12 protein-coding genes are annotated in these 13,009 nt (G+C 65.8%); 6 read left to right on the forward strand and 6 right to left on the reverse strand.

Annotated elements, in window-relative coordinates; all coding sequences use genetic code 11:
- Nucleotides 1-21: 21 nt before the first annotated feature.
- Nucleotides 22-2,067, forward strand: a complete 2,046-nt coding sequence (locus AC13F7_RS09085; RefSeq protein WP_482999912.1) for a TonB-dependent receptor — start codon at nucleotides 22-24, stop codon at nucleotides 2,065-2,067.
- 13 nt (nucleotides 2,068-2,080) lie between these two features.
- Here the strand turns inward: AC13F7_RS09085 and AC13F7_RS09090 are convergent, their stop codons facing one another.
- On the reverse strand, nucleotides 2,081-3,106 hold the full coding sequence (locus tag AC13F7_RS09090; RefSeq protein WP_482999913.1) for an AI-2E family transporter: 1,026 nt from the start codon (nucleotides 3,104-3,106) through the stop codon (nucleotides 2,081-2,083).
- Nucleotides 3,094-4,146 carry a LacI family DNA-binding transcriptional regulator gene (locus tag AC13F7_RS09095; protein ID WP_481470511.1) on the reverse strand — a complete coding sequence of 351 codons (1,053 nt, stop codon included), beginning with the start codon at nucleotides 4,144-4,146 and terminating at the stop codon, nucleotides 3,094-3,096. The genes AC13F7_RS09090 and AC13F7_RS09095 overlap by 13 nt, the downstream gene beginning before the upstream one ends.
- Before the next feature lie 95 nt (nucleotides 4,147-4,241).
- Between AC13F7_RS09095 and AC13F7_RS09100 the strand changes: the two genes are divergently transcribed.
- Genes AC13F7_RS09100 through AC13F7_RS09120 form a run of 5 tightly spaced genes read left to right on the forward strand, consistent with a single transcriptional unit; the run spans nucleotide 4,242 to nucleotide 8,876 of the window.
- A complete protein-coding gene (locus tag AC13F7_RS09100) occupies nucleotides 4,242-5,294 on the forward strand; it encodes a sugar phosphate isomerase/epimerase family protein (RefSeq protein ID WP_482999914.1) in 1,053 nt (350 codons plus the stop codon).
- A 26-nt stretch (nucleotides 5,295-5,320) separates the two neighbouring features.
- Nucleotides 5,321-6,538 (forward strand): nucleoside permease, encoded by a 1,218-nt coding sequence (locus AC13F7_RS09105; RefSeq protein WP_482999915.1) that lies wholly within the window; start codon nucleotides 5,321-5,323, stop codon nucleotides 6,536-6,538.
- A 12-nt stretch (nucleotides 6,539-6,550) separates the two neighbouring features.
- Complete coding sequence (locus AC13F7_RS09110) at nucleotides 6,551-7,675, forward strand: Gfo/Idh/MocA family protein (protein ID WP_482999916.1); 1,125 nt, start codon at nucleotides 6,551-6,553, stop codon at nucleotides 7,673-7,675.
- Nucleotides 7,676-7,694: 19 nt separating this feature from the next.
- Nucleotides 7,695-8,561 carry a sugar phosphate isomerase/epimerase family protein gene (locus tag AC13F7_RS09115; protein ID WP_482999917.1) on the forward strand — a complete coding sequence of 289 codons (867 nt, stop codon included), beginning with the start codon at nucleotides 7,695-7,697 and terminating at the stop codon, nucleotides 8,559-8,561.
- A gap of 18 nt (nucleotides 8,562-8,579) precedes the next feature.
- Nucleotides 8,580-8,876, forward strand: a complete 297-nt coding sequence (locus tag AC13F7_RS09120; protein WP_481470506.1) for a c-type cytochrome — start codon at nucleotides 8,580-8,582, stop codon at nucleotides 8,874-8,876.
- Between the two features lie 30 nt (nucleotides 8,877-8,906).
- Here the strand turns inward: AC13F7_RS09120 and AC13F7_RS09125 are convergent, their stop codons facing one another.
- From AC13F7_RS09125 to AC13F7_RS09140, 4 genes are read right to left on the reverse strand one after another with little or no spacing between them, the layout of a single operon-like run.
- Entirely contained in the window at nucleotides 8,907-9,665 is a 759-nt protein-coding gene (locus AC13F7_RS09125; protein ID WP_482999918.1) for a 3-keto-disaccharide hydrolase, read from the reverse strand.
- On the reverse strand, nucleotides 9,665-10,240 hold the full coding sequence (locus tag AC13F7_RS09130) for a gluconate 2-dehydrogenase subunit 3 family protein (protein WP_482999919.1): 576 nt from the start codon (nucleotides 10,238-10,240) through the stop codon (nucleotides 9,665-9,667). Before AC13F7_RS09130 ends, AC13F7_RS09125 begins: the two co-directional genes overlap by 1 nt.
- Nucleotides 10,240-11,925, reverse strand: a complete 1,686-nt coding sequence (locus AC13F7_RS09135) for a GMC oxidoreductase (RefSeq protein ID WP_482999920.1) — start codon at nucleotides 11,923-11,925, stop codon at nucleotides 10,240-10,242. The genes AC13F7_RS09130 and AC13F7_RS09135 overlap by 1 nt, the downstream gene beginning before the upstream one ends.
- Nucleotides 11,926-11,951: 26 nt before the next feature.
- Nucleotides 11,952-12,854 carry a hydroxypyruvate isomerase family protein gene (locus AC13F7_RS09140; RefSeq protein WP_481470502.1) on the reverse strand — a complete coding sequence of 301 codons (903 nt, stop codon included), beginning with the start codon at nucleotides 12,852-12,854 and terminating at the stop codon, nucleotides 11,952-11,954.
- Nucleotides 12,855-13,009: the final 155 nt, after the last annotated feature.

The raw sequence follows: 13,009 nt of genomic DNA on the forward strand, positions 1-13,009 counted from the left end.
GCTCCTGAAAGGCCCAGATAGATGAGAACCAAGGCAATGGTGTCCGCCGTATTGGCGACCCTGTGCGCAGGCGAAGCGCGCGCACAGTCCGGCGATGCTGCGATCACCCTGGGCAGCGTGCACGTGCGCGAAGGCTCGCACCGCCCCTTGGCCGCCAGCCGGGTGCTGACCTCGGTGGATGTGATGGGCGGCGACCAGGTAAACGAGAAGAACGTGTCCAACAGCTGGGAGCTGCTCGGCCAGATGCCGGGCATGCAGCTGACCGAAACCCGCCAGGGCGCGGAATCCGGCAAGGCCACCTTCCGGGCGTTCAATGGCGAGGGTTACCTCAACGGCATCAAGATCCTGATCGACGGCATCCCCAGCAACGTCAACAGCGGCAACCAGCGCTTCATCGACATGGTGTTCCCGCTGGACATCGACTACATCGAGGTCGTGCGTGGTACCAACGACCCGCGCTACGGCCTGCACAACATTGGCGGCAACATCAATCTCGGCACCCGTCAGGGCGGCAACTACACCGATGCGCGGCTCACCTACGGCAGCTACAACACCCGCGAAGCCCAGGTCGCAATCGGTCGCGAAACGAATGGTGTCGCCCAGAACTACTTCCTGGCCTCGCAGGCCTCCGATGGCTACCGCGACCATGACCGCTCGAAGAAGTACTCCCTCGGCGGCAAGTGGTTCTACAGCGGCGACGATGAGCTGTTCAATGTTGGCCTTATCGCACGCGTGTACCACCACAAGGCGGATGAGCCCGGCTTCATGACCGCCGATGAGTTGGCCACCGACCGCCGCGGATCGGCGCTCAAGAATGCCAACGATGCCGACGACCGCGACATGCGCCACCTCAGCACCCATCTGGACCTGCAGTTGAGCGACACCGTGCATGTCAGCAACAAGCTGTACTACAACCGCTACGAGGACGATCGGCAGGTCACCTTCACCCGTTACGTGCCCGGCAACGCGCCGCGCCAGCGCCGCCAGTGGGATGAGAAACAGACCGGCCTGCTCAGTACGCTGACCTGGGCGGCCACGCCTGCGCTGACAGTCGAGGGCGGCCTCAACGCCGAGCATCAGGACAACACCTATCGCCGCCTGCGCTACAACCACGCCGTCCCGACCGACTTCTCGACCCCGGCGCGGATCCAGAACGATGACCGTTACACCTTGGACAACCTCGGTGCTTACGTGCAGGCCGTGTATCAGCCCACCTCCGCGTTGAAGATCGTGCCGGCCTACCGCGTCGATCGCTTCTCCGGCAGCACCCGCCTGCCCGGTGGCGTCACCGCTCCGCTGCAGCACTACGGCACGATCGAGCAGCCCAAGCTCAGCGTGGTCTATGCCATCACCCCGGCCCTCAACGTCTACGCCAACTGGGGCCGGACGTTCCAGGTACTGACCGGCTCCACCGCACCGGCCTACCTCACCGCCGGCCAAGCGACCTTCCGGCCCTCGATCAATACCGGCAAGGAGGTCGGCATCAAGTTCACCCCGGCCGTCGGTACCGACGCGCGCATCGCGGTGTGGCGCCAGGATGCAACCGACGAGGTCGCCAACATGCCGGCCACCGGCACCTCGGTCGGCCTGGGCCAGACCCGTCGCGAAGGTGTCGATCTGCAGGTCACCGCACGCCTGGGCGACCACTGGACGCTGTGGGGCTCGCACGCCATCCAACAGGCCAAGGTGGTCAGCGCCTTTACTACCGACGGTACCGCCCTGGCGGGTAACGAAGTCATCGCCACACCGCGCTACATCAGCAACATCGGCGTGGACTACCGTACCAACGAACGCTGGGCCTTCGGCCTGCAGGGCCGGATGCAGGGTGACTACTACATTGAAGAGCGCAACACGCAAGGCAAGTTCGGTGCCTTCGCGGTGCTCGATGCCAGCGCGTCGTATCGGCTGTCCGAGCGGCTGAGCGTGGACGTGCAGGTGAAGAACCTGACCGGCCGTGATTACGCGTATGCGTGGTACGACAACTTCTTCTGGGGCGGTGCTGACCAGCCGATGTTCTCACCGGCACCGGGGCGCTCGGCGTATGTGTCGTTGAACCTGAAGCTCTAGGGCCGCCCGGCCCTCAGATCCAGCGCTGGTCCAGCAGTTCGCGCTTGATGTAGGCGTAGAACACCGGCGCCGCGACCAGTCCCGGCAGCCCGAACGCAGCTTCCATCACCAGCATCGCCAGCAGCAGTTCCCAAGCGCGTGCCTGGATCTCCCCTCCGACGATGCGCGCGTTGAGGAAGTACTCCAGCTTGTGGATCACCACCAGATACAGCAGCGCGACCACGGCCACATAGAACGACACCGACAACGCAACGATGGTGATGACGGTATTGGAGATGATGTTGCCCACCACCGGCAGCAGGCCGGCGAGGAAGGTGATAAGCACCAGCGTCTTGGACAGCGGCAGATGCACCCCGAACAGCGGCAGCACACCGAGCAGGAAGACGGCGGTGAACAGCGTATTGAGCAGGGAGATCTTCACCTGGGCAAACACCACCTGCCGGAACGCGGTGGCCATGCGGCTGGTGCGGCCGATCAGTTCCTGGGCCAGCGGACCCATCTTGGGCAACGGCAACTCGTCGTAGAGCGCGATCATCGCCCCCAGCACCATGCCGATCAGGATCCGCACGCTGATCTGCACGGCCGAGGTGCCGGCGATGCCGAGTTGCTGGCGGTGGGTCGCCGCCCAGTCGTTCATGGCCGTGCGCAGCGCCTGCAGATCTTCCGGGATGTAGGGCTGCAGCAGGTCCGGCACCTGGTGGCGGGACGTGTTGAGGATGTCCATCAGGCGCATCAGCAGCGCATCCGGCCCACCGGTCTCGTTGCGGAAGAACGAGGCGATGCCGATCGCTGCCAGGGTCAACGCGCCGATGATCAGGGCTGACAGCACGATCACCGAATAGGCCCGTGCGCGCCCCGGCGGCAGCTTGCCTTCGACGGTGGAGGCCAGCAGATGGGTCAGGTGAAACACCAGCAGGCCCGACAGCAGGGTGACCACCAGGCCGAGTTTCAAGGTCACCCACATGCCCACCAGCATCAGCAACCACGCCGCGATGCGGGCAGTGGGCGGCTTGGGCAACGCGGGGATCACTGTGGACATGCGGGCGCATCCTGACGGGTGGCCCATGGTAGTGGATGCGGCGCGGGCGCTGCAGTCGAACCCCGCACCATCAGACTGAAATCCAGCGTCTGCTGAAGCGGCACATCGACACGTTCGATGATGGCGAGCAGCAGATGGACCGCGCGGGCACCAATCTCCCGCATCGGCTGCCTGATGGTCGTCAGCGGAGGCGTGAGATACCGCGAGGATGCCAGGTCGTCGAAGCCGACGACAGACAGACCATCGGGCACACCGATGCCCAGATCCCGACAGGCCGCCAGAACGCCCAGCGCCATCTGGTCGCTGAAGCAGAACACCGCGGTCGGCACCGACGCGCGGGCCAGCAGTTCCATCCCGGCCGCATGGCCGGATTCCACCGAGAAGTCACCCGGGACAATGCTCAGCTGACGCAGGCGACCGCGCGCCTTGCCGGCAGCACGCACCCCTTCCAGCCGTTGCTGGTGCAGGGGATTGTCCGGCGGCCCACCGACCACGGCGATGCGCTCGTGTCCCAGGCCATACAAGTGGTCCATCACGGCGCGCGCGGCGGCCGCGTTGTCGATGTGGACGCTGGGAATACCCAGCGCAGGATCGAACTCGCAGCCGTTGACCACCGGCGCGGCAGTGCCCTGCTGCTGGACGATGTCACGTGCCGTAGGCGGGAGGCGATGCCCCAGCACGATCAGACCATCGGCCTCGTTGCGCCGGAGCATCTGCGCATAGCGCTCCTCGCGCTCGGGCAGGTTCTGGGTATCGCCCAGCAGGACGGCATAACCCACGGCCTGCGCCGCGTCTTCGGCGCCCTGCAGGATCTGGGCGAAGAACGGGTTGGCGATGTCCGGCACGGTGACCAGGATCTTGCCGCTGCGCTGGGTCTTGAGGGTTCTGGCCACCGTGTTGGGGACATAGCCCAGCGCGGCGGCCGCCTGCTCGATGCGCGCGCGCGTGGCCGGCAGCACTTTCTCCGGCCGGGACAGCGCCCGCGACACCGTGCCGGCCGAGACGCCGACGTGCTTTGCGATGTCGTAGATGGTGGCCATGGGGTTACTTCTTCCTTCCGCTGTGCAGTGCACAACGGATCTTTCGAATGCTACTGCTAGGATAATGCAATCGATTGCATGGAGGGCGAATCCTCTTGAAAACGCTCAAGGGTCCAGCACTGTTCCTGGCGCAGTTCATTGGCGACACACCTCCGTTCGATCGGCTGGACACGCTGGCCGGATGGGCCGCGGGGCTGGGGTATTCTGGCGTACAAGTGCCTACCAGCGCTCCCGCGCTGTTCGATCTGGCCGAAGCTGCGCGCAGCCAGACGTACTGCGACGATGTGGCCGGCATGCTGGAGGCACATGGCCTGCAGATCACCGAGCTGTCCACCCACCTGCAGGGGCAACTGGTTGCCGTCCATCCCGCCTACGACAGCTTGTTCGACGGATTCGCACCGCCGGACAAACGGGGTGATCCCGCGGGCCGCCAGGCCTGGGCGGTGGAGCAGCTGCTGCTGGCCGCCAAGGCCAGCCAGCGCCTGGGCCTGACGGCGCATGCCACGTTCTCCGGCGCGCTGGCCTGGCCCTACTTCTATCCCTGGCCGCAACGCCCGCCCGGGCTGGTGGACGAAGCGTTCGCCGAACTTGGTCGCCGCTGGCGTCCGATCCTGGATGCGTTCGACACCTGCGGCGTGGATCTGTGTTTCGAGATCCATCCGGGTGAGGACCTGCATGACGGCGCGACGTTCGAGCGCTTCCTGGACGCGGTGGACCATCACCCCCGCGCAAAGATCCTGTACGACCCCAGCCATCTGCTGCTGCAGCAGATGGACTACCTCGGCTTCATCGACCGCTACCACGCGCGCATCGGCATCTTCCACGTCAAGGACGCGGAGTATCACCCCAGCGCGCGCAGTGGCGTGTATGGCGGTTACCAGGACTGGATCGATCGTCCGGGCCGGTTCCGCTCGCTCGGGGACGGCCAGATCGACTTCAAGGCGATCTTCTCGAAATTGGCGCAGTACGACTATCCCGGATGGGCAGTGCTGGAGTGGGAGTGCTGCCTGAAGCACCCGGAAGACGGCGCGCGCGAAGGGGCGGCCTTCATCCGCGACCACATCATCCGCGTGACCGGGCGCGCCTTCGACGACTTTGCCCACAGCGGCACCGATCCTGGATCACTGCGCCGCATGCTGGGGATCTGAGCCATCACTGCCTGGGAGGGCAAGCCATGACGCACACCATGTCGCGCTTGGGCGCGATGATGTTTCTGCAGTTCTTCATCTGGGGGGCATGGTTCGTCACCCTCGGGACCTACCTGGTGCAGGGGCCGTTGCAGGCCAGCGCAAGCCAGGTGGCGACGGCATTCCTCAGCCAATCGATCGGCGCCATCGTCGCGCCCTTCCTGGTCGGCCTGATCGCGGATCGCTACTTCGCGGCGCAGCGCATCCTCGCGGTACTCCACCTCGCTGGCGCGGCGCTGATGTGGCTGGCGTCCACGGCGACGGACTTCAGCACCTTCTCCGTCTATGTCATGGGGTACATGCTGCTGTTCATGCCGACGCTGGCGCTGGCCAACAGTGTGGCGATGCGGCACATGCAGTCGCCGGAAAAGCAGTTTCCGCTCGTGCGGGTGGCCGGAAGCGTCGGCTGGATCGTGGCGGGCGTGCTGATCGGCTGGCTGGGCTGGGAGCAGGCGCATCGGCTCGAGCTGACCTTCCAGATGGCGGCGATGGCGTCGCTGGCGCTGGGCCTGTATGCGTTCACGCTGCCGCACACGCCGCCGCTCGCGCAACAGCGCGATGCCGGGCTGGGGCAGATCCTGGGGCTGGATTCGCTGCGGCTGCTGAAGTCGCGCTCCTACCTGGTGTTCTTCCTGGCGTCCATCGCCATCTGCATCCCGCTATCGTTCTACTACAACTTCACCAACCCGTACCTCAACGATCTTGGCGTGCGCGGCGCGGCCGGCCTGCAATCGCTGGGCCAGGTCTCTGAAGTGCTGCTGATGCTGGCCATGCCGTTCCTGTTCGTGCGGCTGGGGGTCAAGACGATGCTGGCCGTCGGCATGGCCGCATGGGTGGTGCGATACGCCATGTTCGCCTTTGGCGATGCGGGCGGGGGCTTCTCCCTGCTGGTGATCGGCATCGTGCTGCACGGCATCTGCTACGACTTCTTCTTCGTCACCGGCCAGATCTACACCGATGCGCATGCCGGGCCCGCCGCGCGCAGCAGCGCGCAGGGGTTCATCACGCTGGCCACGTACGGCGTGGGCATGTTGATCGGCACGTTCCTGTCCGGCGCGGTGGTGGAGCACTACACCACCGCAACTGGCCCGGACTGGCAGCAGATCTGGCTGTTCCCGGCGGGCGTCGCGCTGGTCGTGCTGATCGCCTTCCTGTTGTTGTTCCGCGAGCGGCCGGTGGTTGCCGCCGCACCGTCCCCCCCCTGAGGACCGAACCTGATGCCAACGCTTGGAATCGCCATCCTCGGCACCGGTATGATCGGCGCAGTGCATCGTCGCGCGGCGCTGCTGGCGGGAGCAGAGATCCGGGGCGTGGCCGCCTCGTCACCGCAACGCGCATGCGACGTGGCGCAGGCATGGAATGTCCCGCGCGCCTATCGTGACATCGAAGAGGTGGTCAACGATCCGCAGGTACAGGTGGTGCACGTCTGCACGCCCAACCATCTGCACCGCGCCATGGCGCAGGCGGCGCTGGAAGCCGGCAAGCATGTGGTCTGCGAGAAACCGCTGGCCACCACGCTGGAGGACGCCCAGGCGCTGGCCGCCTTGGCCGCCTCGACCGGGCTGGTCGCCACGGTGCCCTTCGTCTACCGCTACCACCCGGTGGTGCGTGAGGCGCGCGCACGCATCGCGCAGGGCGAACTGGGCCCGCTGCACCTGATCCACGGCAGCTACCTGCAGGACTGGCTGCTGGACCCGGCCAGCAACAACTGGCGCGTGGATCCGGCATTGGGCGGCGCGTCGCGCGTGTTCGCCGACATCGGCTCGCACTGGTGCGACCTGGTGGAATGGGTCACTGGCGAGCGCTTTGTCGACGTCAGTGCGGCGTTCGCCACCGTGCTCGCCGAGCGCGGCGCACTCACCGGCCAGAGCTTCGCCACGCCGGCGGCGGGTGGCGCGATGCAGGCCGTATCCAGCGAAGATGTGGCCGCGGCGATGTTCAAGACCGGCGCAGGCACGCTGGCGTCATTGACGGTCAGCCAGGTGTCGGCCGGACGCCACAATCGCCTCTGGTTCGAGATCGACGGGGCCCGGGCCAGCGTGGCGTTCAACCAGGAGGACGCCGAACGGCTGTGGATCGGCCGGCCCGACCAGCGCGAGGAAACCTTCGTGCGTGGGCCGGCTGCCGGCAGTGCCGAACAACGGCGGCTGTCGGTGCTGCCGCCCGGCCATGCGCAGGGCTACGGCCACTGCTTCGAGGCGTTCGTCGCCGACACCTATCACGCCATCGACGGCGAGCGGCCACAGGGCCTGCCCACCTTCGAGGACGGCCTGCGTTCGGCGTTGATCGTCGACCGCGTGATTGCATCGGCCAGGTCCCGCGCCTGGACCACCATCGGTTGAATCCCGGGAGGATGTGTTGATGAACATCGCTACGCGCAGGTCCACTACCCTCGCACTGCTGCTGCTCGTTTCCCTGCCCGCCTTCGCAGGCGACCCCGCAGGTTCACAGCCGCCCATCGCAGTGCAGATGTACACGCTGCGCGACGCCGGCACGCTCGACCAGCAGTTGAAGATCGTGCATGACGCGGGCGTCGGCGCGGTGGAGACCGTCGGTACCCAGAACGTCAGCGCCGCCGAACTCAAGCAACTGCTGGACCGCTACTCGATCAAGCCCATTTCCTCCCACGTGCAACTGGCCGATCTACGCAGCGACCTGGACGGGGTGGTGGCCTTCAACCGCTCGATAGGAAACACCACCCTGGTGGTGCCGTACCTGGACAAAAAAGATCGGCCGACCGATGCCGCAGGCTGGACTGCACTGGGCCAGGAACTGGGCCGCATCGCGGTGCGGGCAAAAGCCCAGGGGATGCGCCTGGCGTACCACAACCATGACTTCGAGCTGGTCGACGTCAACGGCAAAACCGGCCTGGAACTGCTGTTCGCTGCGGCTGGACCCGATCTGCAGACCGAACTGGACCTGGCCTGGGTGGCCCGTGCGGGCCATGACCCGGTGGTGATGCTGGGCAAATTCCGTGGCCACGTGTTCGCGGTACACGCCAAGGACAACGCACCCAGAGGCCAGGCCGACGACGAGGGCGGCTTCGCCGCCGTTGGCCAGGGGGTGCTGGACTGGAACGCGATCCTGCCTGCCGCCGCGGCGGCAGGCGTGCAGTGGTACATCGTCGAGCACGACCACCCCCGTGATCCGGCCAAGGTCATCAAGACGGGCACGGACTACCTGCGTCAGCGACTCACCACCACGCTGCCCGCCAGCGCCCCGCGCTAACCCGCCAAGGAGCCTCTCGTGAACAAGATCCTGATACTGGCCCTGACGCTCTGCGGCACGGTGCTGACCCCCGCAGCGTGGTCCAAGGATGACCCGGCCGCTGGCGCACAACTCTATGCCGTGCACTGCACGGCCTGCCACGGCGCGGATCGGGCCGGCGTTCCGCCGACGTTCCCCGCACTCACCGATGTCGCCAAGCGGTTGCAGCCGGCGCAGATCAAGGAAAAGATCAGCAAGGGCGGCGGCTTGATGCCGCCCTTTTCCCAGCTGTCGCAGCAGGAGATAGATGACATCGCCAGCTACCTGGCGAAGTAAGCCGCCGGCGACCACGCCGGCCGTGTACCACTACAGCTCGCGCACCCAGATATTGCGGTAGCTGACGTTGGAATCATGCTCCTGCAGGTAGAGCGGCGCGCATGCATGGGGCGAATACGAGGGCGCGCCGATGTACTCGGTCTTGCCCGCCAGCACCGTGTCATCCTGCACCAGCACGCCGTTGTGCAGGACGGTGATGCGCGCAGGCGACACAAGCCCGCCGCCCGGCGAGAAGCGCGGCGCCTTCCAGAGAATGTCGTAGGCCTGCCACTGTCCGGGTGCACGCGAAGCGTTCACCCGGGGCATGGCCTGCTTGTAGAGGGCGCCGGCCTGGCCGTTGGCATAGGTCGGGTTGTTGTAGCTGTCGAGCACCTGCAGCTCGTAGAGTTCCTGCAGGAAGATGCCGCTGTTGCCCCGGTTCTGGCCGTCGAAACCCTTGGTCTCCACCGGTGCGCGCCACTCGACATGCAGCTGGATATCGCAGAAGCGCTGCCTGGTGCGGATGCCCTTACTGCCCGGCACGATGGTCATGGCGCCGTCGGCGACGGTCCAGGGCACACGCCCGCCCTGCTCCGACTCCCACGCGGAGACATCCTTGCCATCGAACAGCACGATGGCGTCGGACGGCGCCTTGCCCGGCGGCGTGGCGACGGTTGCAGGCACGGGCGTCCATACCTCGGTCTTCGCTGGATCGCGCGCGGGACTCGCACCGGCCTGCGCGAACGCCGGTCCAGCGGCCAGCATGCTGGCGGCGATCACCAGCGGCCTGATCTTCACGGCGTGATCCATCAGCTTGTCCCCCAGGCAGGCGTGCCGGGAACATAGGCCAGGTCGCCGTCGTAACGCCCCGGCACCGCGACGTAGCGCAGCACCTCGGTCGCGCCGACCTTGGAGGTGAAGAAGCCGAAGATCGTCAGCTGCTTGAGCATCGTGAAGTAGTGCGGCATGGGCTCTCCTGCTTCGGCGGTGCCGGTTTCGGTCACCTCGACCGCGTGTTTCCTGGCCTCTGCATCCAGCGCGCGCAACAGTTCGGTGCGCGCCTGCGGCGCAAGTGAAACGAAGCGGCCGCCCGCGCGTTTGTCGATATCGGCCAGGCCGGCGCGGAACGTCGCCTGCTGCCGGGCGGTGTAGCAGTCGCTGACGAACGTCGCCATGAACAAGCCAGTGGCGGCGTCCTTCGCTCCAGGCGTCTTCGTCCGCGGCAGAATGGTCTCTGCAATCTCATCCAGCGTGCCGACATCGGCATCGGAGAACGGCGTCTTCGCTCCTGTGGCCTGAACCTGTGCCTGGCCCAGCGCGGGCACGCCAACCAGTGCCGCGCCGGTGGCGGCGACGATCATCTTCAACAGTTCGCGGCGATCCATCAGAGATTCCCCGCTTTCAGTTCGCGCACGGCATGGTCGGCAGCCCGGGCCGTCAGCGCCATGTAGGTCAGCGAAGGATTCACGCAGGCGCTGGAGGTCATGCAGGCACCGTCGGTCACATAGACGTTGGGTGCATCCCAGACCTGGTTGTGCTGGTTCAGCACGGACGTCCTGCGGTCACGCCCCATGCGCGCGGTCCCCATTTCGTGGATGCCCTTGCCGGGGGCGTAGTCATTGTCATGCATCTCCACGTCCTTGACGCCGGCGGCCTCGAGCATCTCGGCGGCATCGGCGGCCATGTCCTTGCGCATGGCCAGTTCGTTGGCACGCATGGAGACATCCATCGCCAGCACCGGTAGTCCCCACTTGTCCTTGCGGTCCCTGTCCAAGCGGATCGTGTTGTCGTGGTGCGGCAGCATTTCACCGAAGCCGGTCATGCCGATGCGCCAGTCACCGGGCACGGTCAGCGCCTCCTTCAGGTCGGCACCGATGTTCAGCTCGGCGATCTCGCGCGACCACCCCGTGCGGCTGGCCCCGCCCTGGTAGCCGAAGCCACGCAGGTAGCCGCGCTTTTCCTCGGCGACGTTGCGGAAGCGGGGAATGTAGAAGCCACAGGGACGACGGCCGAAGTAGTACTTGTCCTCATAGCCCTCGACCCGGCCCGAGGCGCCCGCACCGAAATGATGGTCCATTACGTTGTGGCCCAGCTCGCCCGACGACGCGCCCAGCCCACCCTCCCACACATCGGTGGCCGAGTTCATCAGCAGCCAGGTCGAGTTGAAGGAGGACGCGTTGAGGAAGATGACCTTGGCCGTGTACTCATAGGTCTGACCCGTCTCCGCATCGATGACCTCCACCCCGCGCGCACGCTTGCGGTCCTTGTCGTAGAGCACTTCCTTGACGATCGAGAACGGCCGCAAGGTCAGGTTGCCCGTCTTCATGGCCGCCGGCAGCGTTGCCGCCTGTGTCGAGAAATACGCACCGAAGGGACAGCCGAGGACGCACTTGTTGCGGTACTGGCAGTTGACCCGACCCTGCTCGGGCAATGGCTGGGTGATGTTGGCGGTGCGCGAGTGGATCATGTGCCGTGTTCCGCCGAAGGCCTTCCTGATCCGCGCGGCCACGTCCTTCTCGACGATATTGAGCGGGATCGGCGGCAGGAACTGACCGTCCGGCAGCACGTCCAGCCCTTCGCGGGTACCGGCGATGCCGGCAAACTTCTCCACATGGTCGTACCAGGGTGCGATGTCGGCATATCGGATCGGCCAGTCGGTGGCGATGCCGTCCTTGAGGTTCGCCTCGAAATCCAGGTCGGAGAAGCGATAGCTCTGCCGGCCCCACATCAGCGAACGCCCGCCGACGTGGTAGCCGCGGAACCAGTCGAAGCGCTTGGTCTCGATGTAGGGCGATTCCTGTTCGTCGGCCCACATGCCCTGGAGGTTCTCGGCCAGCGCGTAATCGCGCATCAGCACCGGGAAGGCGGCCTTCATCGCCTGGGTTGGCCGGTTACGGTGCGGGAAGTCCCACGGCTCCTTCATCGCGTTGACATAGTCCTTCACGTGCTCGATGTTGCGGCCGCGTTCCAGCATCAGCACCTTGAGGCCCTTCTCGGTCAGTTCCTTCGCTGCCCAACCGCCACTGATTCCCGAGCCAACGACGATCGCGTCGTAATGATTGTCTGCCATGGATTTTTCACCTGGTGGATATCGTTTCAGACGTCGCAGAGGCGGATGGCCTCGCGAAGCGAGCCGGTGGGATCTGGTGACGCAGGCATGAATTCCTGCGCCAGATACCCATCGAAACCGGTGTCGCGGATCGCGCGACAGATGGCGGGGTAGTTGAGTTCCTGCTGGTCTCCGATCTCGTGTCGGCCAGGCACCCCCGCGGTGTGGTAATGCTTGAAGCAGTCGTGATGCCTGCCAATGGTGGCGATGATGTCGCCCTCCATGATCTGCATGTGATAGATGTCGTAGAGCAGGCCGAAGTGGTCCGAGCCGAGTCGCTCGCACAGCGCCACGCCCCATGCGGAGGTGTCGCACAGGTAGTCGAGGTGATCGACCTTGGAGTTCAGCAGCTCCATCACCAGCACGACGTTGCGTTTCTCGGCGTGCCGCAGGATGCGCTTGAGCCCCGCTTCGGCATGGGCCATGCCTTCCTCGGGGTCCATGCCGTTGCGATTGCCGGAGAAGCAGATGAGGTTGCGGTAGCCGGCATCGGCGACCAGATCGATGTGGCGCGTGTAGCGCTCCACCAGTTGGTCATGGAACTCGCGGCCGGCAAAGCCCTGGGTCAGGCCCAGCTCCGCGCCGTTGCACATCGAGCTGTCCACGCCATGGGCCTTCAGCGTGGGCCAGTCCTCCGGGCCGACCAGATCGATGGCGGCGAACCCGATGTCCTTCACTGTCCTGCACAGTTGCGCGACCGACTGCTGCGGAAAGGTCCAGCGGGCGACGGCGTGCTTCAGGTTGCCTTTGAGCGGTGCGGCCGCGGCAAACGCCGGCAGCACGCCCGCAGCGCCCAACCCAAGGCTCGCGGCGGCCGCCAGGCGCAGTGCATCGCGCCGCGTGAGCCCCGGCCCCGATACCGGCGCCGGTCTGATCGAATGGATGGACATCCGTCTTCCGGCCTCCCAACCGGTATCAAACGCTGACGATCCGTTGCAATGCAATCGATTGCACCATAGAGGAGGAACGGATTTTTTTGCAAGACGCGGTGCACGAAAACGCATGTTGCAGGGCACCACGCGCGTGATGGCTGTCGCCCGCAGTC

The sequence above is a fragment of the Stenotrophomonas sp. K-6 genome (assembly GCF_056861555.1).

What these genes read in the sequence shown, in the direction of transcription:
- AC13F7_RS09085 (WP_482999912.1), top strand. Translation starts at nt 22, where the DNA reads ATGAGAACCAAGGCAATGGTGTCCGCCGTATTGGCGACCCTGTGCGCA.
- AC13F7_RS09090 (WP_482999913.1), bottom strand. Translation starts at nt 3,106, where the DNA reads ATGTCCACAGTGATCCCCGCGTTGCCCAAGCCGCCCACTGCCCGCATC.
- AC13F7_RS09095 (WP_481470511.1), bottom strand. Translation starts at nt 4,146, where the DNA reads ATGGCCACCATCTACGACATCGCAAAGCACGTCGGCGTCTCGGCCGGC.
- AC13F7_RS09105 (WP_482999915.1), top strand. Translation starts at nt 5,321, where the DNA reads ATGACGCACACCATGTCGCGCTTGGGCGCGATGATGTTTCTGCAGTTC.
- AC13F7_RS09110 (WP_482999916.1), top strand. Translation starts at nt 6,551, where the DNA reads ATGCCAACGCTTGGAATCGCCATCCTCGGCACCGGTATGATCGGCGCA.
- AC13F7_RS09115 (WP_482999917.1), top strand. Translation starts at nt 7,695, where the DNA reads ATGAACATCGCTACGCGCAGGTCCACTACCCTCGCACTGCTGCTGCTC.
- AC13F7_RS09125 (WP_482999918.1), bottom strand. Translation starts at nt 9,665, where the DNA reads ATGGATCACGCCGTGAAGATCAGGCCGCTGGTGATCGCCGCCAGCATG.
- AC13F7_RS09130 (WP_482999919.1), bottom strand. Translation starts at nt 10,240, where the DNA reads ATGGATCGCCGCGAACTGTTGAAGATGATCGTCGCCGCCACCGGCGCG.
- AC13F7_RS09135 (WP_482999920.1), bottom strand. Translation starts at nt 11,925, where the DNA reads ATGGCAGACAATCATTACGACGCGATCGTCGTTGGCTCGGGAATCAGT.
- AC13F7_RS09140 (WP_481470502.1), bottom strand. Translation starts at nt 12,854, where the DNA reads ATGTCCATCCATTCGATCAGACCGGCGCCGGTATCGGGGCCGGGGCTC.